23 protein-coding genes are annotated in these 21,330 nt (G+C 38.8%); 3 read left to right on the top strand and 20 right to left on the bottom strand.

Features of this window, described 5'->3' with window-relative positions; all coding sequences use genetic code 11:
- Window positions 1–238: 238 nt before the first annotated feature.
- From AC0VYH_RS02895 to AC0VYH_RS02885, 3 genes are all read right to left on the bottom strand, one after another.
- Window positions 239–427, bottom strand: a complete 189-nt coding sequence (locus AC0VYH_RS02895) for a hypothetical protein (protein WP_475373270.1) — start codon at window positions 425–427, stop codon at window positions 239–241.
- A 113-nt stretch (window positions 428–540) separates the two neighbouring features.
- On the bottom strand, window positions 541–1,110 hold the full coding sequence (locus AC0VYH_RS02890; RefSeq protein ID WP_475373269.1) for a TlpA family protein disulfide reductase: 570 nt from the start codon (window positions 1,108–1,110) through the stop codon (window positions 541–543).
- 273 nt (window positions 1,111–1,383) lie between these two features.
- Window positions 1,384–1,644: a metal-sensitive transcriptional regulator gene (locus AC0VYH_RS02885; protein WP_194220043.1), complete on the bottom strand. Its 261-nt coding sequence runs from the start codon at window positions 1,642–1,644 to the stop codon at window positions 1,384–1,386.
- A gap of 157 nt (window positions 1,645–1,801) precedes the next feature.
- Between AC0VYH_RS02885 and AC0VYH_RS02880 the strand changes: the two genes are divergently transcribed.
- The gene (locus tag AC0VYH_RS02880) at window positions 1,802–1,990 is read left to right on the top strand and encodes a hypothetical protein (RefSeq protein ID WP_194220044.1); all 189 of its coding nucleotides are present in this window, start codon (window positions 1,802–1,804) and stop codon (window positions 1,988–1,990) included.
- A gap of 137 nt (window positions 1,991–2,127) precedes the next feature.
- Here the strand turns inward: AC0VYH_RS02880 and AC0VYH_RS02875 are convergent, their stop codons facing one another.
- The 15 genes from AC0VYH_RS02875 to AC0VYH_RS02805 form a co-directional block, all read right to left on the bottom strand.
- On the bottom strand, window positions 2,128–3,867 hold the full coding sequence (locus AC0VYH_RS02875; protein WP_475373268.1) for a phospho-sugar mutase: 1,740 nt from the start codon (window positions 3,865–3,867) through the stop codon (window positions 2,128–2,130).
- Between the two features lie 191 nt (window positions 3,868–4,058).
- Window positions 4,059–5,594, bottom strand: coding sequence for a bifunctional GNAT family N-acetyltransferase/carbon-nitrogen hydrolase family protein (locus AC0VYH_RS02870; protein WP_194220046.1), 1,536 nt, complete (start codon window positions 5,592–5,594; stop codon window positions 4,059–4,061).
- A gap of 120 nt (window positions 5,595–5,714) precedes the next feature.
- The gene (locus AC0VYH_RS02865) at window positions 5,715–6,152 is read right to left on the bottom strand and encodes a CBS domain-containing protein (protein WP_194220066.1); all 438 of its coding nucleotides are present in this window, start codon (window positions 6,150–6,152) and stop codon (window positions 5,715–5,717) included.
- A 77-nt stretch (window positions 6,153–6,229) separates the two neighbouring features.
- Complete coding sequence (locus AC0VYH_RS02860; protein ID WP_475366496.1) at window positions 6,230–7,099, bottom strand: ComEC/Rec2 family competence protein; 870 nt, start codon at window positions 7,097–7,099, stop codon at window positions 6,230–6,232.
- Between the two features lie 167 nt (window positions 7,100–7,266).
- Window positions 7,267–8,433 (bottom strand): sporulation protein YhbH, encoded by a 1,167-nt coding sequence (gene yhbH, locus AC0VYH_RS02855; RefSeq protein WP_194220048.1) that lies wholly within the window; start codon window positions 8,431–8,433, stop codon window positions 7,267–7,269.
- 284 nt (window positions 8,434–8,717) lie between these two features.
- Entirely contained in the window at window positions 8,718–8,885 is a 168-nt protein-coding gene (locus AC0VYH_RS02850) for a hypothetical protein (protein WP_194220049.1), read from the bottom strand.
- Between the two features lie 59 nt (window positions 8,886–8,944).
- A complete protein-coding gene (lepB, locus tag AC0VYH_RS02845) occupies window positions 8,945–9,502 on the bottom strand; it encodes a signal peptidase I (protein ID WP_194220050.1) in 558 nt (185 codons plus the stop codon).
- A 244-nt stretch (window positions 9,503–9,746) separates the two neighbouring features.
- The gene (locus AC0VYH_RS02840; protein WP_226616162.1) at window positions 9,747–11,642 is read right to left on the bottom strand and encodes a PrkA family serine protein kinase; all 1,896 of its coding nucleotides are present in this window, start codon (window positions 11,640–11,642) and stop codon (window positions 9,747–9,749) included.
- 165 nt (window positions 11,643–11,807) lie between these two features.
- Window positions 11,808–12,113: an antibiotic biosynthesis monooxygenase family protein gene (locus AC0VYH_RS02835; protein ID WP_194220052.1), complete on the bottom strand. Its 306-nt coding sequence runs from the start codon at window positions 12,111–12,113 to the stop codon at window positions 11,808–11,810.
- A 509-nt stretch (window positions 12,114–12,622) separates the two neighbouring features.
- Entirely contained in the window at window positions 12,623–13,096 is a 474-nt protein-coding gene (trmL, locus tag AC0VYH_RS02830; protein ID WP_194220053.1) for a tRNA (uridine(34)/cytosine(34)/5-carboxymethylaminomethyluridine(34)-2'-O)-methyltransferase TrmL, read from the bottom strand.
- A gap of 65 nt (window positions 13,097–13,161) precedes the next feature.
- Entirely contained in the window at window positions 13,162–14,049 is an 888-nt protein-coding gene (locus AC0VYH_RS02825; RefSeq protein ID WP_430243145.1) for an amidase domain-containing protein, read from the bottom strand.
- Window positions 14,050–14,104: 55 nt separating this feature from the next.
- Window positions 14,105–14,734, bottom strand: coding sequence for a YczE/YyaS/YitT family protein (locus AC0VYH_RS02820; protein ID WP_475366495.1), 630 nt, complete (start codon window positions 14,732–14,734; stop codon window positions 14,105–14,107).
- A 205-nt stretch (window positions 14,735–14,939) separates the two neighbouring features.
- Complete coding sequence (locus AC0VYH_RS02815) at window positions 14,940–15,476, bottom strand: methylated-DNA--[protein]-cysteine S-methyltransferase (RefSeq protein WP_475366494.1); 537 nt, start codon at window positions 15,474–15,476, stop codon at window positions 14,940–14,942.
- A 66-nt stretch (window positions 15,477–15,542) separates the two neighbouring features.
- On the bottom strand, window positions 15,543–16,682 hold the full coding sequence (gene queG, locus AC0VYH_RS02810) for a tRNA epoxyqueuosine(34) reductase QueG (RefSeq protein WP_475373267.1): 1,140 nt from the start codon (window positions 16,680–16,682) through the stop codon (window positions 15,543–15,545).
- Between the two features lie 30 nt (window positions 16,683–16,712).
- A complete protein-coding gene (locus AC0VYH_RS02805; protein WP_475366492.1) occupies window positions 16,713–18,407 on the bottom strand; it encodes an ABC-ATPase domain-containing protein in 1,695 nt (564 codons plus the stop codon).
- Between the two features lie 83 nt (window positions 18,408–18,490).
- Here AC0VYH_RS02805 and AC0VYH_RS02800 point away from each other — a divergent pair, with 83 nt between their 5' ends.
- A complete protein-coding gene (locus tag AC0VYH_RS02800) occupies window positions 18,491–19,159 on the top strand; it encodes a B3/B4 domain-containing protein (RefSeq protein WP_475366491.1) in 669 nt (222 codons plus the stop codon).
- Window positions 19,160–19,430: 271 nt separating this feature from the next.
- The gene (yvfG, locus tag AC0VYH_RS02795; RefSeq protein WP_098446367.1) at window positions 19,431–19,652 is read left to right on the top strand and encodes a protein YvfG; all 222 of its coding nucleotides are present in this window, start codon (window positions 19,431–19,433) and stop codon (window positions 19,650–19,652) included.
- Window positions 19,653–19,691: 39 nt separating this feature from the next.
- On the opposite strand, the gene AC0VYH_RS02790 is transcribed toward yvfG, so the two are convergent.
- A complete protein-coding gene (locus AC0VYH_RS02790; RefSeq protein WP_475373266.1) occupies window positions 19,692–20,393 on the bottom strand; it encodes a DsbA family oxidoreductase in 702 nt (233 codons plus the stop codon).
- Window positions 20,394–20,763: 370 nt separating this feature from the next.
- A complete protein-coding gene (locus AC0VYH_RS02785) occupies window positions 20,764–21,330 on the bottom strand; it encodes a hypothetical protein (RefSeq protein ID WP_475373265.1) in 567 nt (188 codons plus the stop codon).

The raw sequence follows: 21,330 nt of genomic DNA, 5'->3' as shown, positions 1-21,330 counted from the left end.
TTCAATAAATGGTATAAAAATAAGACAATAAAAAAATCGCCCCCTGTCGAACAATCGACAAAGGGCGATGAAAATGAAAGGTTTTTCTTTCAGAAAAATCGCCGTCTAACCTGTCTGAGGCTAGTTTTAGTATATTTAAATCATAAGCCCTAATCCCCGTCTCGTCAATAAGAGCTGTAAAACTACAAATGAACCATAGGAACGAGATGCGAAAATAATTTATAGCATTCGTATACTTCTAATAAATCTGATAGATCCCCGTCGTAATGTGATAACCCACAAGTAAACCAAGAAAAACCGACATTGAAATGTAGGACCATTTTGATTTAAATTCAATCCCAACCCCATTCACTGGCTCATAAATCCAGCTATATTGGACAAATCCCAACATCAAAAACAACATGACACCAAATCCTAAATTAGTCACAGTTCACTCCCCCTTATGCGTCAACTGTTTATCCTTCGCAATTTTAAAACATCGTTTCTTTTAAAGAACGATTGAGCGAACGGAAGCTAATACCTCTCCTAACAATACCTCTTTTATTCCACTGAAGAGGCCAACTCAACCATTCGTTCTTTATTCATAGGACCTATTACCCTCTTCATTATTATACCATTTTTGTCAACTAAATACGTCGTTGGTATTGTTATAGTAGCGAAAGTATTTGATTGCTCACCATTTTCATCCAACAATACTGGAAAGGTAAGAGCATTCTCTTTCACAAAATCTTCCACAACTTGAGAAGAAGATTCGTTGGTCGTAATATTTATAGAAAGAATTTCTGCATCGTATTCCTCTGCCTTTTCTTCATAAAACTCCTGCATATCCGGCATTTCTTTTTTACAAGGGGGGCACCAGGTCGTCCAGAAATTAATAAAAGTTACCTTCCCTTTGTAATCAGAGAGGCTCACTTCTTCCCCTTCTAGTGAATATAATGTAAAATCAGGTGCCTTATCTCCTTTTTGCAATCCTACTTCAACAGCTCCTGACACTTGCTTCGCTGGTTCTGCTTGATTTATAACGTTAACATTCTTATTATCCGTAAAAACTTGCAAACCAAAAGCTAAAAAACCACTAAGGACGACGATCCCGATTATCAAATTTCTCATTAGCTCCTCCTTTTACCAAAGAACATTGACTAAATGCCTAATTAACACATAGCTTCGTAAGTACAAATGTTGTAAATAGCAGAGTTTATCCATTATTCACTATCATACCGATTTTAGGTGGAACTATACCAAATACTTAAGACAGCTATTGTCACAGAACATTTCCCATCTTACTTTTGAAAACGAAGGAGGGTTATGATTTATTGAGTCGTGTATCCATTTTAAAAAGGTACTAGGATTCTCATGATATTTTATTCAATATCCTAATAATCCTTAACGGCTCTTAACGAGAAGTTGAACAGCTTCCTTTACAACATCTTCTGTAGACTCGCCTTTATCAAGCTGTTCACGAATACACTCCTCTAGATTAGAACCAACTATTAAACCTATCGTACGGTCAATCGCCGTTCTGCTAGCAGATAGCTGAGTGATTACATCTTTGCAATCTTTCTCTTCTTCAAGCATACGAAGAACACCACGAATTTGACCTTCAACTCTTTTTAAACGGTTTTTCATTTCATTTGTATATTCCATGATATAACTCCCTTTCGTGTTCATTTATGTTTCTATGAATAAGAATATTCTGTCATAAATAAATTAATTTCTTGCTACTTCTCTTCATATATTGTAAAATAAATCGTAATTTAAGGATAGGAAAAAGGTTTAGTTCATTATAAGGAGGCAGTGCCTTTTGGATTTATCCGAAGATGATAAACGGTTATCTAAAATTTATCGAAAGATTGTTACCTCAAACGAGTATAAAGCAGGTAAAATTCTCGAGAAACTAGATAGCGAAACGAAAGACAAAGTATTTCATCTCATTCGTATGAACAAAGCTGAATACGAACATCAATTGAATAAACAACAACTTCACCAATAGTAGAAAAATCGGCGAAACTAGCCGATTTTTTTTCGTGCCTTAGTTTAGCATAAGACACATGTTGTGCTTTTAGAGGAAACTCATCAAGAAAACCAGGACGAGAGATTTGTCCTGGTTTTCTTTTTCATTATTTTATTTTATCCCAAACGTTCTTGAACCTTACCCATAACGGACGATCTAAGTTCAGCCAATTTGCTTTGACTGTTTTCAAGATTATCGCTATTTACGCCAAAATAAAATTTCACTTTCGGCTCAGTTCCTGAAGGACGAAGGCAGAACCATGATCCATCTTCTAAAATATATTTCAATACATTTGAAGTAGGCAATTCAATTTGCTCACTTTCACCACTACCTAAAAACGTTCTTTTGCTTGTCTCATAATCCTCTACGCTTTGCACTCGTAATCCAGCTGCTTCAGTAGGCGGCTCTTCACGGAATTTCGCAAGTAAAGAAACGATCTTCTCTGCCCCTTCTTTTCCTTTCAGTGTTAACGATTCAAGACCTTCCTGATAAAATCCATACTGTTCAAATACTTCGAGCAAACCTTCATAAAGCGTCATTCCTTTAGACTTGTAGAAAGCAGCAACTTCAGCTGCTACGAGGCATGCTTGAACAGCATCTTTGTCTCGAACAAAGTCACCAACAAGATAGCCATAGCTCTCTTCATAGCCAAATAGGAAAGTATGCTCCCCAGTTGTTTCGAATTCTTTAATCTTTTCTCCAATAAATTTAAATCCTGTAAGCGTATCATATGAAGTAAGACCGTTATCCTCCGCAATCTTACGACCAATTTCAGAAGTAACAATTGTTTTAAGAACTGCGCCATTTTCCGGCAGCTCTCCATTTTCTTTTTTCTGAGTAATGATGTAGTTCAACAATAGTGCACCTGTTTGATTTCCAGTCAGGACCACATACTTACCCTCTTTGTTTTTCACAGCTACACCAACACGGTCTGCATCCGGATCTGTAGCCAAAAGTATATCAGCATCCTCCTGCTCCCCATATTGAATGGCTAATTCAAACGCAGCATGTTCTTCTGGGTTTGGAGAAGACACTGTAGAGAAATTAGGATCTGGTAACTCCTGTTCTTTTACAACAGTTACATTTGAAAATCCATAAGCTTTCAAACCTTCCCTAACAGGAATATTCGCTGTTCCGTGCAAAGGCGTGAAGACGATTTTTAATTGCTCGCCCATTTTAGAAAGTAATCCTTGATTTACGCGAAGCGTTTTTAATTGTTCTACATATTGGCGATCAATTTCTGCGCCAATCATTTGAATAAGTCCTTTTTCTTTCAGTTCTTGCTCGGACGTAACCTTCACTTCTAACTCATTCTCAACACCGTCTACATATGAAATCACTTCTGAAGCAGCCTTAGGTGGTAGCTGACCTCCATCTTCTCCGTAAACTTTATAACCGTTATACTCTGGTGGGTTATGACTCGCTGTGATAACGATTCCAGCGCAAGCATTTAAAGTTCGAACCGCGAACGAGAGCTCTGGAGTGGGGCGGAGTTCTTCGAAAACATACGTTTGAATGCCATGGCTCGAAAGGGTCTTCGCAGCTTCCATAGCGAACTCAGGAGACTTGTGACGCGAATCGTAAGCAATTGCTACTCCTCTTTTCTTGTAAGCTTCACCATGTGCATCTATGTATTGCGCAAGACCTTCAGAGGCTTTTCGAATCGTATATAAATTCATTCGATTCGTACCAGGGCCTATTTCTCCCCTCATGCCACCCGTGCCAAATTCAAGATTTTTATAAAATGCATCTTCAAGTGATTGGTCTTGTCCTTTTAATGCTTCAAGATCCTTTTTCAATTCTTCGTCAAGGGAAGTTGCTGATACCCATCTTTTATATTCATTTTTCCAGTCCATTATTGCCTCCTATTATGTAAATCTTCTTTAATTTTTATCAATTCGAGAAAACCTGTTAAAATCCTGCATTTTGGCTAGATTTTCTCCTTTTCTCTAATTATCATAATATGAATTGAATCGTACGCCAATGCTATATAGGAAAAAAACACCATTCTCTTAAATTCGACAAAAAAAGCAAGCCGGGGAACGGCTTACTTTTTGTAATGTATCTCATATAAATCTTTTCGGCGATCTCGCAACTGGCGTACCGTACCAGATTGACGTTGTCTTCTAAGAATCTCAAGATCTACATCTCCTACCACCACAGTTTCAATATTCGGGTGACATTCACCAGCAATTCCATCTCTTGAAAAAGCAAAATCTGAAGGGGTAAAAATCCCTGATTGTGCATACTGAACATCCATATTCTCTACTTGAGATAAGTTACCAATCGTACCGGCAATGACTGTATAAATTTGGTTCTCAACCGCTCTAGCCTGCGCACAATAACGTACGCGTAGATACCCTTGACGATCGTCGGTACAGAAAGGTGTAAATAGAATGTTAGCGCCCTTATCCGTCGCAATTCTTCCAAGCTCAGGGAATTCGATATCATAACAGATTTGGATCGCAATTTTACCACAATCTGTATCAAAAACTTCAATACCATCTGAACCATGAATTCCCCACCAACGACGTTCGTTTGGAGTAACATGAATTTTATATTGCTTTTCAATCGTTCCGTCTCTTCTAAACAAATAAGCTATATTATAGATCTTTTCATCCTCTAAAACGAAATGAGAACCACCAATTATATTAACGTTATACTTTACAGCTAATTCTGTAAAAAGCTCGATATACGGCTCTGTATATTCTGTTAAACGCCGAACAGCTTTGCTTGGTATTTTTTCATCCATGAACGACATTAGTTGTGTCGTAAAGATCTCAGGAAACACAGCAAAATCAGAACCAAAATCTGCTGCCACATCAACATAATATTCCACTTGGTTTGCAAATTCTTCAAAGGAAGAGATTTTCTTCATCGCATATTGTATCGCACAAATTCGAACGGGGAATGACGATCTAAAGTGCCTTCTTGTCACGGCTTTGTATTCAACGTTATTCCACTCCATTAAAGTAGCGAATTGCTTTGAAGCTTTATCATCTGGTAAATAGTTCGGATTTATTCTCATTACATTAAATCCATTCATGAGCTGGAACGTTAAAACAGGATCATATATGTTCTGGAACTTCACTTCTTCTACGTATTCTGATGCTTTCATTTCATTCGCGTGTTTATGGTAATTCGGAATTCGCCCTCCGATGATAATACTCTTGACGTTTAATTCTCGCGCAAGATCTTTTCGTGCCTCATAAAGACGCTTACCGATTTTCATCCTTCTATATTCCGGATGCACCATCACTTCAATACCATAAAGGTTATAGCCATCGGGGTTATGATTTGTAATATATCCTTCATCCGTAATGTCATCCCACGTATGCTGATCATCATATTCATCAAAGTTCACCATTAAGCTTGAACAGGAGCCTATGATTTCTCCTTCGAGTTCTACACAAAATTGCCCTTCTGGGAAAATTTCCAGGTGACTCTCAAGATGCTCTCTTTTCCAGGGATCCATTCCAGGAAAACATTTTTTCTGTAATGAAAGGATTTCATCTATATCTTCGTGATGAATTTGCCTAATCTCAATCTTTTTTTCGAATTTCGATACATCTAATTCTGACATATGCTTTCCCTCCACATTCCATCTATATTACTATGTACCCTATTTCCACATGATTCTATCCTGATTTTATCATAGGATGAACGAAATAGAAGAGACTGACATTTGTCAGTCTCTTTGTTCTTAACCTCGTGTTGTTCCATTCTGAGAAATGCTTGATAGTGCGGTGGCGGCCTCTTGATGATCAGGTGTTTTCGTCGCAAAATCTCCAAGCGAAACCATTCCCACTACCTGATTGTTTTCAACAATAGGCAATCGTCGGATCTGATTCTGAGCCATTAATGCCGCTGCTTCTTCTGCACTCATGTTAGATGTAGCTGAGACAATGTTATTAGACATACATTGGCTCACCTGACAATCCGCATTTCCACCAGTTGCAGTGGCACGAGTCGTAATATCACGATCTGTGACCATCCCGCAAAGCTGACCATTTTTCATGACAGGTAATGAACCAATATTATACTGATTCATTAGAGCCGCTGCTTCCTGGATCGATTGCTCTGGTGTAACGGATACGATGTTCTTAGACATGAGGTTTTGCAGATTGTTATGCACAAGCATTCCTCCCAAGGTGTATGATCGTTCAGACAAGAAAGGCGGTGCCTTTCAACATGTAGTGTAAGCTCCTTCGCCAGTTATTATTTATCCTTTTTATGTGAAATTAGGTTGTTATCAGTATGAAATACAATGTTCTCACCATCACTTGTAGCAATAATCGTCCCTATTTCATCTGTTCTTAAAACAGAAATATGATGTTCATTTAATCTCTGAATCACATTTTTATCTGGAAAATCATAACGATTATTTTTACCTACTGAAATAACAGCAGTCTCTGGGGTGACAGCTTTAAGAAATGTCTCTGATGTAGCCGAACTAGCACCATGGTGCCCCATTTTTAGAACATCAGATTTAAGCTGTTTCCTTTTAACGTTTTCTAGCATTTGCTTCTCTACTTCTATCCCAGCGTCACCCATCAACAGGAAGCTATTCTCTTTATGACTCAGCCGTAATACGGCACTATAATCATTAAAATCCTCGTACTCTGCTTCTTTGGAAGGTGAAATGACCTGTATATTCACCTGATGTCCTAGTTTTATTTTCATACCTTTTCGTGCCTTTTCTAAGGTAATGTCTTTTTTCTTCAATACCTTTATGAGGGACTTATAATGAACTGTTGGATAAGAAACATCGGGCATCATCACATTTTTTACATCGAAATTTTCTATCACATCATCCATCCCACCAATATGATCGTGATGGGGATGCGTCGCCACAATATAATCTAATTGGCTAATGCCTAGCTTCTTTATATAATTTGAAACCGCTTCTCCATCACCATTATCTCCTGCGTCGACTAGCACAGCTTTTTCTCCATACGTGATTAAAATGCTATCAGCCTGTCCCACATCAATAAAGTGAACTTCAACCACATTTGATTGAGCTGTCACATCATAAGGCATCAATAATAAGATAAGAAGGGAAAGAAAAAGAAACCTAATGAATTTCATAATGATTCCTCCAACGCTTTACTTGTTATTAGTATGTACCTTCCTATCTGATCTAAAAGCAATGTTAACTTATTATGACTTCTCAATTTGTGGATCTTCTGAGTGAAAATAACAGCGTTTAATCGCATAGCCTAACTGAAAGAAAAAAGCTCCCCATTTTGGGAAGCTTATGAATGAATTTCTTCTTTTCGGAAGAAACTTTTCATTGCGTGATAGACGTCTTTCTTTTCTTTCAGAATATAATGCCTAAATTTAGGATCATGTATATTTTTGTAGGCACTCATCAGGGTGGAATGGCGATTATAAGCATTAACTTCTCCATACCCAAACATGTTCGAGACCTTCATAATTTGATTGACCAGTTTCACACATCTTGTATTGTCTGACGTCAGGTTATCGCCATCTGAGAAATGGAATGGGTAAATGTTGTAACGTGCTGGAGAATACTTCTCATCAATGAGTTCAAGCGCTTTGCGATAAGCTGATGAGCAAATTGTTCCTCCGCTTTCTCCTTTTGAAAAAAAATCGTCTTCAGTGACGACTTTTGCTTCTGTATGATGAGCAATAAACTCAATCTCCACTGTTTCATATTTCGATCGTAGGAAACGTGACATCCAGAAGAAAAAGCTTCTTGCCATATATTTCTCCCATTTTCCCATCGAACCACTTGTATCCATCATGGCTAAAACGACGGCTTTAGATTCGCGCTTAATTTCTTCATTCCATGTTTTGAAGCGTAGATCATCTTGATAAATCGGTGCAATTGATGGTGTTCCACTAATTGCATTTCTCTTATACGCTGATAGAATTGTTCTTTTCTTATCAATATTACCCATAAGTCCAGTTTTTCGAATATCATTAAATTCTACTTTCTTTTTCACTACGTCGGCTGTTTCTTTTTCACGTAAATTCGGCAGTTCCAGTTCTTTAAATAAAATATCCTGCAGTTCTACCAGAGAAACTTCTGCTTCATAATAATCTTCTCCTGGCTGATCTCCAGCCCCTTCACCTTTACCGGCCCCAGGCTGTTTTTCCCCTGAACCATCTCTTGCCACAACGTCTCCCACCTGGCTATCGCCTTCACCTTGCCCAACATGCTTAGACTTATCATAGTTATAACGAATTTTATACTCATCAAGTGAACGTATTGGTATTTTAATGACATCTCGACCGTTAGATAAAATAATGTTCTCTTCACTGATGAGATCCGGGAGATTGTTTTGGATAGCATCTTGAACTTTTTCGGCATGGCGTTGTTGATCCTGATAGCCTTTTCGGTGGAGGGACCAATTCTCCTGAGAGACGACGAAATTGTTGGAGTCCTTGTCTTTCATGCCTTATTTCCCTCCTAAAAAAATTAAATTTCTAGCGAAAATTTATTCAATGATCGATGATCGCTCATGATGTTAGTTCAGAAACTTAACCCTAATGTGGACTTCCTTCGGCTGCGTTGAATAGTATACTTTATCCTATGCAAATACAAGCGATAATTGACAATTAATTCTGACAAATACAGCTTTTATTGCTCTAACTACTCGAATTGGACGACTTTCATCCATTTATACTTATGTTTTATCCTTCTCAGTTTATATTCAAAAAAAAACTCCCTTATTGGGAGTTACTCTGTTTCATTTTCCTTTTTGTGTTGAATCGGATCTGGACGTTTACCCTTTTTCTTAATCTCATCATTTGTGTCTAGCTCTTCCATCTCTTTACCGAGTTCGGCCATTTCTTTTTCATTCATCGCCATTGAACTGTTCTCAGGTTTTTCTTTATGATCCGCCATCTTGAATCACCTCAATAGTAATAGTACCCCGATTCTCTTCCTTAATAACCATATTTAGTTTATTTTTGGAAAGTGAAATCAATTTTCTCAAGTGGCCAGTAGCGTAGATTTACTTCCCCTACTACTTGATTCATTGGTACGAAACCAATATGCCTGCTATCATAGCTATGTCTTCGGTTATCCCCCATGAGAAATAAATATCCCTCGGGCACCTCTGATTTTCCAGTTTTATCTTCAAGATGGAAATTCTCAGTGAGGTTCCCGTTAAAAATATCTTTCTTATAACGCTCAAGATAAGGTTCTTTTATTTTCTCACCATTCACATATAAAACATCATTTTTATATTCGATCGTATCTCCTGGAAGACCAATAACTCTCTTAATATAGTCTTCTTCTTCATTCGCATGAAATACAACAAGATCAAATCGATCAGGCTCTGAGACTTCATAACCAATTTTATTAATAATTAAACGATTCCCATCTTGGATCGTTGGCATCATTGATTCACCATGAACGACATAGTTCGTTATGAGAAATTCACGAATAACAATCGCCAGGACTACAGCTATTGAAAAAGCCTTGATCCACTCCCAAAGCGGATTGCGTTCCTTCTTCATCTCAAACCTCTTTTCAATACGTCTTTACGTCTAATCTATCACTCATAATAAGCCGGCACAAGCACACACGTATTTGATAGCGATTACATTTCATATTCTCACCACTCACTTCCATCGTTATAGCAGCATTCCATTCCACGAACCAAGAAAATTTCTTATTTTAAGTATATTCACCCATTTCATACATAGCGCTCCTTATCGCAGCATAAAAAGAAGCATACCTAAAGAGGCATGCTTTTTCTAATTATCGATTTAGGAGACTACCTACATAACGTAGGAGTTCATTGGCTGAAATTGAATTATATCCATGCTCATCGATGAGACGTGCGATAACCTCATTGATTTTCTTGAGCTGATTTTCATTTGGTGTTTTGGAGGACGTCGTTATTTTCACTACATCTTTTAAATCAGCAAACAACTTTTTCTGAATCGCTTCTCTCAAACGTTCATGAGAATTATAATCGAATTTCTTACCCTTTCTGGCATAAGCAGAGATACGAATGAGAATTTCTTCTCTAAATGCTTTCTTCGCATTTTCTGAAATGCCAATCTGTTCTTCAATTGAACGCATAAGCTTATCATCCGGACTCATTTCCTCTCCAGTAAGAGGATCGCGGAGCTTATTTTTATTACAATACGCTTCAACATTATCAAGATAATTATCCATTAGCGTCTTTGCACTCTCTTCATAAGAGTAAACAAAAGCTTTTTGTACTTCTTTCTTTGCAATTTCATCATACTCTTTGCGCGCAATGGAGATGAAATTCATATACCGCTCTTTATCTTCTTTTGAGATAGAAGCATGTTGATCAAGTCCATCTTTCAATGAACGAAGAACATCCAGGGCATTAATTGACGGTACTTCTTTTCTAATAATCGTAGAGGAAATTCGGTTAATAACATAACGCGGATCAATCCCGCTCATTCCCTCATCCGAATGCTCTTTATGAAGTTCATCCACATCTACCTGATTAAAGCCTTCTACAATTTCTCCATCGTAGAGTCGCATTTTCTTAACAAGGTCCACTCCCTGACGATTCGTATCTTTTAACCTCGTCAAGATAGAGAAAATAGCAGCTACTCTAAGAGCATGTGGGGCAATGTGCACATCGGCTACATCACTTTCACGAATCATCTTCTCATAAATACGCTCTTCCTGACTCACCTTTAAATTATATGGAACCGGCATAACGATAATACGAGAGTGTAAAGCCTCATTCTTTTTATTTGATATAAAAGAGCGATACTCTGCTTCGTTCGTATGCGCTACAACAAGTTCATCAGCAGAAATTAGCGCAAAGCGCCCAGCCTTAAAGTTTCCTTCTTGAGTCAGTGAAAGCAAGTGCCACAAAAATTTCTCATCACATTTCAGCATCTCCTGAAATTCCATCATTCCACGATTGGCTTTATTTAATTCTCCATCGAATCGATAAGCTCTCGGATCAGACTCTGATCCAAATTCCGCTATCGTTGAGAAATCAATACTTCCTGTTAAATCTGCAATATCTTGAGACTTGGGATCTGAAGGACTAAATGTACCAATACCTGTCCGCTTATCCTCGTTAAAGAAGATACGCTCTACCATCACATCTTCAATACGACCACCATATTCTTGCTCAAGGCGCATTACGTTTAGTGGGGAGAGACTTCCTTCAATTCGGATCCCGTATTCATCGTGGAATTCATCTCTCAAATGATGTGGTATAAGGTGCAGTGGATCTTCATGCATAGGACAACCTTTAATTGCATAAACAGCACCAGAATCTTCATGAGAATATTTCTCCAATCCTCTTTTCAGCACCGTAACAAGAGTTGATTTACCACCACTTACTGGACCCATCAACAAGAGAATACGTTTTCTGACATCTAACCTTTTGGCAGCAGGGTGAAAGTATTCCTCTACCAGACGTTCGATTGCTTCCTCAAGTCCATAAAGCTCTTCAGAGAAGAAAGAATAACTTCTTTTCCCATCAACCTCATCAATCCCTGCATCTCTTATCATATTATAAACACGTGAATGAGCTGACTGCGCTACTTCAGGTCGTTCCCGGATAATGTCTAAATACTCGCTGAAGGTTCCTTCCCACTTCAGCCGCCTCTCTTCTTCTCGATGCTGCTGGATTTTACGTAAGATATCCATTAAGAGCCCCCTCCAAGTTTGGTTCATCGGATTTAATACATGTTATGCGGGGATGTCCAATAACATTCGGCTTTCTTTCCAATGATTCAATCGAGTATTTAGGGGGTTTCTACTCAGTTATGGAAAAAGCACAAAATAAAAGAACCGGTTGCCCGGCTCTCATCCTTACGTATGATAAACTACTGTAAATTCGCTTAGTTCATTTCCTGTGGCTGGAGATTTCTCTTTGGATTCGCGCTTTTCTTTATGAGCGTTCTTAAATGAATCGGAGTGCACCCAATTCTGATAAGCCTCTTCACTTTCCCATTTCGTAAATACAATAAGCTTTCCGTTTTCAGCCGACTGTTCAAGAAATAGAAACTCTAAGCAACCATCAACGTTCTTCATACTATCAGCACTTTTCCCAAAACGCTGCTTCATCATGTCTTTTGCTTCATCAGGGACCTTCAATTCATTCATCACAACATACATAAAATAAATCCTCCTTTAGGTTTCTCTCTCTATCCTATCGAATAACGACGTTTTTTTCCAATTCAAACAACTCCTCACTACAAGAATTCCCCTCAAAACATTCACACCTTCTCGCACATGGTTTATAATGAGAGTTAGATTTGGACACAATTTTACCTGAGGAGGATGAGACCATGAGTTTCCTGGGTATTTTAGTAGTAATCCTAGCTTTCCTAGCAGCCATCTTTACAGCTGGCTACAACGACCGACCAAGCAAAACCAAAAAAGGTAGTAGGTAACACGAAAAGCGAAAGTGGGCGGTTAGACACGGCAGGCACTGGAGCCTTTTCATTTGAACACGTTTTTTGTGTTCAGTTGAAAAGGTGAAGTGACCGAGTGTCTGCCCACTGCAGCTAGACACGAAAAGCGAAGACGAGCATTCAGAAACAAAGTTTTTGAACTCTGAAACGCGCTTAAACTTCTATCAAAAAAAGAACGACTTTCAGCTCTTTGCTGAAAGTCGTTCTTTTTTATTTCATTCCTGGATAACTTTGCTGTCTTAGTGCTTCATATACCATAATAGCAGCAGTATTTGAAAGGTTGAGAGCACGAACATGATCTGTCATCGGGAGACGAAGACAACGCTCTTTGTTATTTTCAATCAACTCGTCTGGTAAACCATTCGTTTCTCTTCCAAAAACAAAATACGTATTCTCATTCACATCTGAGTAATCAAAGTCAGTATGTGTATTGGTACCGTATTTCGTAATATAATAATATTCTCCACCCTGGTTCTTTTCAAAGAACTCCTCTAGAGAATCATAATAATGTACATCAGCATATTGCCAGTAATCCAAGCCCGCACGTTTCAACATTTTATCGTCTGTCGAAAACCCTAGTGGGCGAATTAGATGTAGACTTGTATTTGTTGCTGCACATGTTCTAGCTATATTCCCTGTATTCGCTGGTATTTCAGGCTGAAACAGTACAATATTTAAAGACATATTCATTCACCTCCACTTCAAAACAATACTATTATAGCATGTTTTAGATTGGGAGATATCATTCTCTAATCCTCAATATGAAAAAACTTATACTTAATTTCAGGCGTCCATGCTGTAGAATCTTCATAGGCCCAATAGCGCATCCTGCTATTTGTTGTATGAGCATTGACAAGAGGATACCCCTTCTCATCATTATCTACGACGAAAGTAGTATGTTGCCAGTGGCCATCTCCATCAAAGTCATAACAAATAATATCTCCAGGAATGAGATCATCAGGATTCGCTACTTCACGAGCTCGAAGACCACTCTTCGAGCTACTTAAATGCCACCTAAGCGCATGAGCTACAGTCCATGAATAGCTCCAGTTATTTCCTTTCATCCACCATCCCTTAGTGCGATCTGGGTAACCACGCATAGGGGCTTTTCCTGCATGAAGACACTGAGAAATATAATTTGTACAATCTACATCAAACGACTGATAAGACGGATTCGCATCATCCCACCATCTCTCAGCATATTTCAGGGCTGATAACCGATCATAATAGGAACCTTTCAGACGAGCATCACCGCTGTCTTTACCTTCTGCTACTTGAAGTGTTCCTCCCTCTATCTCAGCTGATCGATCAAGAATAAGTTCACCCTCCACCATTTTTGCCAATCTCTTTTCAAGTCGTTCTTCCTGATATAGTTTCTCTCCCTGTTTAATAAGAAACTGCTGATGAAGAAGATATTCATAAAGTTGGCTCGTCGAGACTGTCTTTTTTCCCAGGAGGATCCCTTTATTTTTTATACGAATAACAGATGCTCCTCTATTTTGGCTCTGTTTACGATAACGGTTGACTGCTTCTTCCTCCTCTGAAGGCCTGGTTCCTATTCTTGAGTGATCCGTTCCATTTAGTAAGCAAGTCGCTTGTTCTTTCCAGAAAGATTTCAACTGGTCTCCCCACACCATATGCGTCCCCCCTCATCGCACTTTATGACAGGGGAATCAAACACATGACTTGGAATCAGGAATGGTTTACAGCTGGCTCTGCTGAAGGGTGTGTTATTTTCTTGAGTAATTTATCAAACCAACCAACAAGAATACCAAGCAGAAGCACTTCTACAAAGGTACCAGCACCAATTGGCCCGCCTAACAAGAATGCCAGAACAAACGCAAGTGCTTCTGTTAATGTCTTAGTAATACCAATACTCCAACCCGTTCTTTCTGTTAGGGCAAGCATGAGTTCATCGTTTGGAATAGATGCAAGAGATGCAAATAAGTACACTGCAATTCCAAGACCCATGATAACTAATCCAATCAGAAATAAGATCCACCTGGTAACGATTCCATCAACATCAATGAAAGTGAGAATTTGTAAATTCAAGAGGTCAACAAACAATCCTAGAAGAATAATTGGAATAAAACCAGCTAGGTTTGGTTTCCTCATCATAATAAGACTATTGATAAAAATTAAAATACCACCAACAATAAACACCCATGTTCCAACAGTAAACCCTAGTTGGTCAGAAAGCGCAACGTAGAGAGCATCCCATGGGGCAATTCCAACATCGGCATTAATTAATAGGACAACACCAAAGGCTAATGTAAATAATCCCGCTACGTAGATCAAACTTTTGGATAAAAAGCTGTTCATAATGTTCACTCCTCATATGAGGGCTTGAAACTAAAAGCTGTATCAAATTGCTCTCATTCTTCGCCCTAGATATTTTAGTATCTCTTTTTTTGAATGCATTTGCTATTTTACAAGAAACGAAGTTCTTTTTATAACTTTATGCCTAAGTCTAAAAAATCAAAAAAGCCAGTTCGCTATCAAGATAGCGAACTGGCACTATATATTGTTACGGTAGAACGGCATGCATCGAATGCTGCTGTTCAAGTGATAATAAATATTCTTTTTTATCTACACCGCCACCATATCCAACTAAAGCACCATTGCTTCCTATTACTCTGTGACACGGTACAATGATTGGAAGTGGATTTCGATTGTTAGCTGAGCCTATGGCTCTAACAGCCTTTTGTGCCGAAATACCAACAGCTACATCTCGATAAGACCGGGTTTCACCATATGGAATTTCCGAAAGGTTGTTCCATACTTTCTGTTGAAAAATCGTTCCTATCTTATCAAGCTTTAGATCAAAGAACCTTCTTTTTCCACTGAAGTATTCTTCCAGTTGCATGACGATGGGTTCGATTATATCAGAATTGAAAACAAGGTCCGCTTTGACATGATGTTTTTTATACCATGTTTCAGCAGCAGGCAGCACATCCTCAGGGCAACCAAAATCGAGCCTACTAACTCCATTAGGACTAGCAAACAATGTTATTGCACCTATAGGCGATAGAAACTCCCCATAATGAATCACTTGTTTATCCATTCTATCCCTTCTTTATTATACATTTTTCACTATCTTACAACGCATTCAATCGTTTGACCATCAGCATTAAGTCTTATTTTCAAGCATAGACAAGCCTTTAGCGATCTCATCTGCCACATCCTTGTCATTTTCTCTCAATTGCTCATTTATAAGGGCATTAAAGGCCTTCTCGCCACCTATTTTCCCAAGCGCCCAGGCCGAAGTGCCGCGGATCACCGGACGAGGATCTTTTTCCATCACTTCAACCAGTGTATCAATAGCTGTTTCATCTTTATAATGAGCAAGAGCAAGAATAGCATTTCGTTGAATAGGCTTCTTTCCTCTCCACGAACCAGCCGCTTGACCAAACTGAGACTTAAATTCACGATTGGACATTGTTAGAAGTGGTATGAGTTTTGGTTTTACCATTTCTGGATCTGGTTCGAGTTCAGGATGATGATGAAAATCTTTTCCTTTGTTTTTGGGGCAAACGAGCTGGCAGGTGTCACACCCATATAATCGGTTTCCTAATTTAGTACGGTATTCATCAGGTAAAAAACCTTTCGTTTGCGTAAGAAAAGCGATGCATTTATTCGCGTTTAGCTGCCCCCCTTCAATTAAGGCACCAGTCGGACACGCGTCTACACAAATATTACAGTCACCACACCCTTCCTCAACAGGCTCATCAGGTTCTATATTTAGATCGGTGATCATTTCACCAAGGTAAACCCAAGAACCAAATTCTTCTGTTATGGTCATTGTGTTTTTACCGCTAAAACCAATGCCGGCTCTTTCAGCTACAGCTCGATCAGAAAGTTCGCCAGTATCGACCATCGAGCTCGTTCTAGCCTCTGGAACCTTTGATTTAATATATGCATCTAAAAGGAAGAGTTTCTCTCTAAGGAGGTGATGATAATCAACTCCCCATGAAGCACGACAGAAAAGTCCTCTTCGTTCGCCCTTCTTACTCCTAGGGCTATCTTTCATTCTCGAAGGATACGCAATGGCAATTGATATAATCGTTGTTGCACCGCTTAGCAATAGCTCAGGTTCTGTTCTCTTTTCTATATCAGATTCCTCGAAGCCTGACTGATAACCTAGCTCCTGCTGACGCTTTAAGCGTTGCTTAAGGGTTTTAAAAGGATCTGCTGCCGCGAAGCCTATCTTATCAATCCCAATCGTTTTACTGTATGCCACAATATCAGCTTTTAATTGTGCGTTTGTCATTAGTTTCCCCCCTTCCTATTTGGGAGTGTATTATTTAATTTTTAGCGTTCGAATTCGATTTAAAACGGCCGCCATTTCTGTTCTCCTAATTCGAGCAATATCTCCTGGATGCTGATTCTTATATAGTGAAAAAGAACCAAGTCCCTCTGTGTTTATTTTCTGATCAATGAAATCAAGAAGTTCTGGAATCGACTTATCTCCTAGCTTATGATTTCTTTCCAGAAAATGAAGGACGTCAGCGGCAAAACGCGTTTGACTTGGATCTACAAGCTGTTCTACTTGAAGTAGTGAAATATCTGTATGACCAAATTGAATATGATGCACTCCGCGGGCAGTCACTTTCGATTTCTTTCCCTTTTGGCTGTTTAAGCTATTCTGCTCAGGTACTCTCTTTCTTGCCTCTCCGAATTTTTCTCCACCTTCTTGTCTGCGTGCCGATTCTTGTACGATTGATCGAGCTTGATCCGTTACGTCGTATGGAAGGTAGTTCTCCATTAAAATCACCTGATCAGCTACATCAAAGTAGTCTCCAGATCCGCCCATAACAAGTACGGTTGATATATGATGTTCTGTACGTAGTTGCTTCACACGATCAATGAATGGTGTAATGGGTTCTTTCTCTTTCGCAACTAACTGCTGCATTCGATAGTCTCGAATCATAAAATTAGTCGCGCTTGTATCTTCATCAATTAATAACGTATCTGAACCCGCTTCGATCGCCTCAATGATATTGGCTGCCTGGGACGTACTTCCACTGGCATTCTCAGATGTGAAAGACCGCGTATCTTTTCCATATGGGAGATTGTTTATAAATGGCGAGATGTCTACTCCAGTTACCTTTCGACCATCTTCAGAGCGAATTTTCATTGCCTGGTGGTTTGTAATAACATACTCTCTACCATCCCCTAAAATATGATCATATACGCCATGCTCCATTGCATGCAAGAGGGTACTCTTTCCATGATAACCACCGCCAACAATTAATGTAATACCTTCCTTAACAGCCATTCCTTGTAATGGCTCAGTACGGTGTGGGATTGTTAAAGACACTTCCATGCTTTTAGGTGATTGGAATTGCACTGCCTCATTTTTCATAGGACGATCGCTTATCCCGCTCTCGCGGGGTAATATAGATCCATTCGCTACAAATCCGACATATCCGTTTTGGGTAAGTTGTTCACGAATGGCCTCTTGTTGGTCTGCTAAATGCAATGCCTCTAAGATTATTCGTTTGTTTAATGCAAAAACAGAATTCTTCACAATGTCTGGCAGCTGATGCAGAAGCAAGTTTATAGCCTGTCTGCCAAGAACTTTTCTGCCTTGTGCAGGTAATCCTATTGATAGACAAATCGTAATAGATTCCTCTGTCACGCTCACTGCTGCCCTCTCAATAACCTTTTGACCAGGTATATCGATTGAGACCAATCCACTTTTCCCAGTGCCTTTCGCATGCCTCTCAGTCCTTCTAATGGCCTCTCCTACTTTTCTAGCAATCATATCTTCTGTTCGAACTCTTCTTACAGCCGAATCGAACCACTCAGGCTCTACGATCGTTTTCTTACGTGGGATGATGATTCTTATCCGAGAAGGACTAGCAAAAGGGTCTCCCTGGACATAATCGATGTAAAGGGTGTAATCCGCAAAATCATAGTGCCCACTAATGTCTTTATATGCTTTATATCCTTTTCCATCAATACGCTCTAATTGTTTTCTAAGTTTATTCATAAATGAGGCAAGCCTCCTTATAAGCTTCAAATTTAGGTATATGATAAAATGAACGAAAAATTATATGTTAGGAGAAAAGTGTGATGACAAGTATAATTCTCGCTCCATCTATTAAAAAGACATATCCTGATTTTAAAATTGGTTATGCTATTTACCATAATATCGTTGTTGAAAAGTCGCCGCAAATGGTGCGCGGTCGCTTTCAGTTCTATCAGGAAACATTGATGATGGATCTTGAGCAGACAGACCTGCTCACTTTTCCTGCTATCTCAGAGTGGCGTTCCATTTTCAAAAAGTTCGGGACGGATCCCGCCAAATATCGACCGTCCTCAGAAGCCCTATTACGCCGGTTAAAGAAAGGGTCTTCGCTACCTCTCGTTCACTCTGCTGCAGACATCAACAATCTTCTGTCGCTTCAATACAAAATTCCAATTGGTATCTATGATCTTGATCAAGTTGAAGGAGATATTACAATCGACATTGGTAGTGAGACGACTGCATATGAGGGCTTAAATGGACGTGAGGTAAGCTTCAACAACAAAATCCTCTCACTTGATCACAAAGGAGCGTTCGGAAGTCCTATCGTTGATTCTAAGCGAACAGCTATAACGGAAGAAACCAAGCATGCCATTCAACTTTTCTATCTTCAACCTTCGCTCCCTGTTTCAGAAGGTGAAAAGCTTGTAACTGCCTCAGCAGAAATGTTTAATCAAATTCACGGAGGAGACTTCTTAAGCGGGGTTTCAAGTTAAAGAAAGCAAACATAAAAAAACGCAACGCTTCGTTAATTTTAACGAAACACTGCGTTGGGTAAATGGTGAAAATTCGAGGAATTTCTACAATCCTCGCTGATGTAGATAGAATACCACAGAACATATGAAAGAAACAACACATTTTTCATATTTTCTTTACAAACGTCTCTCATCACGACAGAGCTAATAGAATTTTACTCTTCATAATCCGTTTGACGTCCTGATGACGATCACCCTATAATCAGAATGACAGACAGAAAGGAGAAATCATATGGAACCATTCTCAACACCATTTTTCGAAGAAAATTTTCGCCAATACATACAAAAGAATCGTGATGTATTTTCAAAATTAGAAGCAATGAATAGCTATTATCGATCAGTTGTTTCATCAATGATCTATGACAACCTTAACAAAAACTCAGAAATAGTTCGTCGCATTCGCAACCTTGATTCAGCTTACAAAACGATTAAACAAGAAAATACAGACGCATAAGAAAAAGCTCTCTTTACAATAAGAGAGCTTTCTTACGTTTTATTTAGGAAGATCACAAGAGTCAGCAGAACACGCTTCTGCATTGCCACCAACTACTTCAAGCTTATTTCCTTCTCCCCAGGCCTTCTCAACGGCCTGTTCAAACATTTCAACAGGCTGAGCACCTGACACGGCATATTTACCGTCAAATACAAAGAACGGTACGCCCTGAATGCCAAGCTGACTTCCCATAGCTTCATCGTTGCGAACTTCTTTCGTAAATTCTTCAGTCCCTAGCATACGTTTTATATCCGCAGCGTCTAGCCCAAGTTCTTCACCAAGTGATGCAAGCGTTTCATGATCACCAATATTTTTCGATTCGGTAAAGAAGGCATAAAAGAGACGTTCTGACATTTCATTACTTTTACCATGCTCTGTCGCATAGTGAACAAGACGATGAGCATCAAATGAATTCGTTGGAATCATTTTATCGAAATCATACGTTAGGTTTTCTCCAGCAGCTTGCTGCCTCATATTCTCACACATAGCCTGAGCTTGTTCTAGACTGACATTGTATTTCGCTGCTAGAAGCTCAGCCATGCTTTCCCCATCCGATTCTTTCGCATTAGGATCAAGTTCAAAGCTTTTAAAGACAACTTCTACTTGATCACGCTGTGGAAAAGCCTGAAGCGCACTTTCAAGACGTCTTTTTCCTATATAACAAAATGGACAAACGAAATCGGACCATACTTCAATTCTCATCGAATCACTCTTTCAGTAAATTGTTTTATCTATCTTATACTTGTATTTTATCACCTCTACTTTTAAATGAGCAGGAATTTGCTCAGTGAGTCATTGAAAACTAGTGATATCAAATAAGACAAGGAATTAAAAAGAATACAAAAAAGACCTCAACGAGAACGTTGAAGTCTTGTAATAACGTATGTAATGGTACCGGTGGTCGGGTTCGAACCGACACTCCTCTCGGAACACGATTTTGAGTCGAAAAGAAAACTCAAATGCTCCAAACCATTACTACTATGCTGTTTATCAAATGTTTCTGCAAATCCAATCATACGACCAATCATGTTATTTACAATTATAACCCAACTGGAAAATAAATCAAGATAGATTATGAATTTTTACATCTCATTACCAATAAGCCAACTTTAGACCGATCAATATAGTTAATGTTCCAGGTCTTACCTATTGAAGTAAAAGTATCTCCTTCATTCAAGTTAGCAGAGTGAGTATCTTTTATCGTTACTTCAACTTCTCCTTGTGGCAAGTTAATCTGTCCACCAGTAGACCAATCAGCAACTTTTGATGTAATAATTGCAGGATAATCTTCATATTGAGGTGTATCTTCATAAACTGGCCTTCCTAATCCATCGACTCCTATTTTCACTCTAGCAACATGCGTATAAATAGAGATATTAAAATTACATGGTCTTGCCATTCCTTTGTACTTTCCATACCTCTTCGAACTGACTTGAGAAACAATAATATACCGAGTTTCTTCATATATAATAGTGTCACCTTGTAGAAGGGGTTGATCAGTTGTAATTGTAATATCATCATAGTTCTCATTTACCTTCTCAAACTTTAAAATGGCTTTAGCATTAACAGTATTAATTTGAATGTCTTTGCCGAAACACGATAATAAATGTAGAAAGTCATTTGTAGAATCTAATCCCAT

This window comes from Anaerobacillus sp. QJM3NY_32 (assembly GCF_056173645.1).
The sequence above is the reverse complement of the archived record's forward strand: the minus strand, read 5'-3'. Positions and strand labels throughout refer to the sequence as shown.

Bases quoted from the DNA above. Each gene is read 5' to 3' on its own strand.
- AC0VYH_RS02865 (WP_194220066.1), bottom strand. From the start codon at position 6,152: ATGCTTGTGCATAACAATCTGCAAAACCTCATGTCTAAGAACATCGTA.
- AC0VYH_RS02800 (WP_475366491.1), top strand. From the start codon at position 18,491: ATGACAAGTATAATTCTCGCTCCATCTATTAAAAAGACATATCCTGAT.
- AC0VYH_RS02835 (WP_194220052.1), bottom strand. From the start codon at position 12,113: ATGTATGTTGTGATGAATGAATTGAAGGTCCCTGATGAAGCAAAAGAC.
- AC0VYH_RS02815 (WP_475366494.1), bottom strand. From the start codon at position 15,476: ATGGATAAACAAGTGATTCATTATGGGGAGTTTCTATCGCCTATAGGT.
- AC0VYH_RS02790 (WP_475373266.1), bottom strand. From the start codon at position 20,393: ATGAGAATTGAAGTATGGTCCGATTTCGTTTGTCCATTTTGTTATATA.
- yhbH (WP_194220048.1), bottom strand. From the start codon at position 8,433: ATGAAAGACAAGGACTCCAACAATTTCGTCGTCTCTCAGGAGAATTGG.
- AC0VYH_RS02860 (WP_475366496.1), bottom strand. From the start codon at position 7,099: ATGAAATTCATTAGGTTTCTTTTTCTTTCCCTTCTTATCTTATTATTG.
- AC0VYH_RS02840 (WP_226616162.1), bottom strand. From the start codon at position 11,642: ATGGATATCTTACGTAAAATCCAGCAGCATCGAGAAGAAGAGAGGCGG.
- AC0VYH_RS02885 (WP_194220043.1), bottom strand. From the start codon at position 1,644: ATGGAATATACAAATGAAATGAAAAACCGTTTAAAAAGAGTTGAAGGT.
- AC0VYH_RS02825 (WP_430243145.1), bottom strand. From the start codon at position 14,049: ATGGTGTGGGGAGACCAGTTGAAATCTTTCTGGAAAGAACAAGCGACT.
- AC0VYH_RS02850 (WP_194220049.1), bottom strand. From the start codon at position 8,885: ATGGCGGATCATAAAGAAAAACCTGAGAACAGTTCAATGGCGATGAAT.
- AC0VYH_RS02820 (WP_475366495.1), bottom strand. From the start codon at position 14,734: ATGAACAGCTTTTTATCCAAAAGTTTGATCTACGTAGCGGGATTATTT.
- trmL (WP_194220053.1), bottom strand. From the start codon at position 13,096: ATGTCTTTAAATATTGTACTGTTTCAGCCTGAAATACCAGCGAATACA.
- AC0VYH_RS02785 (WP_475373265.1), bottom strand. From the start codon at position 21,330: ATGGGATTAGATTCTACAAATGACTTTCTACATTTATTATCGTGTTTC.
- AC0VYH_RS02805 (WP_475366492.1), bottom strand. From the start codon at position 18,407: ATGAATAAACTTAGAAAACAATTAGAGCGTATTGATGGAAAAGGATAT.
- AC0VYH_RS02890 (WP_475373269.1), bottom strand. From the start codon at position 1,110: ATGAGAAATTTGATAATCGGGATCGTCGTCCTTAGTGGTTTTTTAGCT.
- lepB (WP_194220050.1), bottom strand. From the start codon at position 9,502: ATGAAGAAGGAACGCAATCCGCTTTGGGAGTGGATCAAGGCTTTTTCA.
- yvfG (WP_098446367.1), top strand. From the start codon at position 19,431: ATGGAACCATTCTCAACACCATTTTTCGAAGAAAATTTTCGCCAATAC.
- AC0VYH_RS02870 (WP_194220046.1), bottom strand. From the start codon at position 5,594: ATGTCAGAATTAGATGTATCGAAATTCGAAAAAAAGATTGAGATTAGG.
- AC0VYH_RS02875 (WP_475373268.1), bottom strand. From the start codon at position 3,867: ATGGACTGGAAAAATGAATATAAAAGATGGGTATCAGCAACTTCCCTT.
- queG (WP_475373267.1), bottom strand. From the start codon at position 16,682: ATGACAAACGCACAATTAAAAGCTGATATTGTGGCATACAGTAAAACG.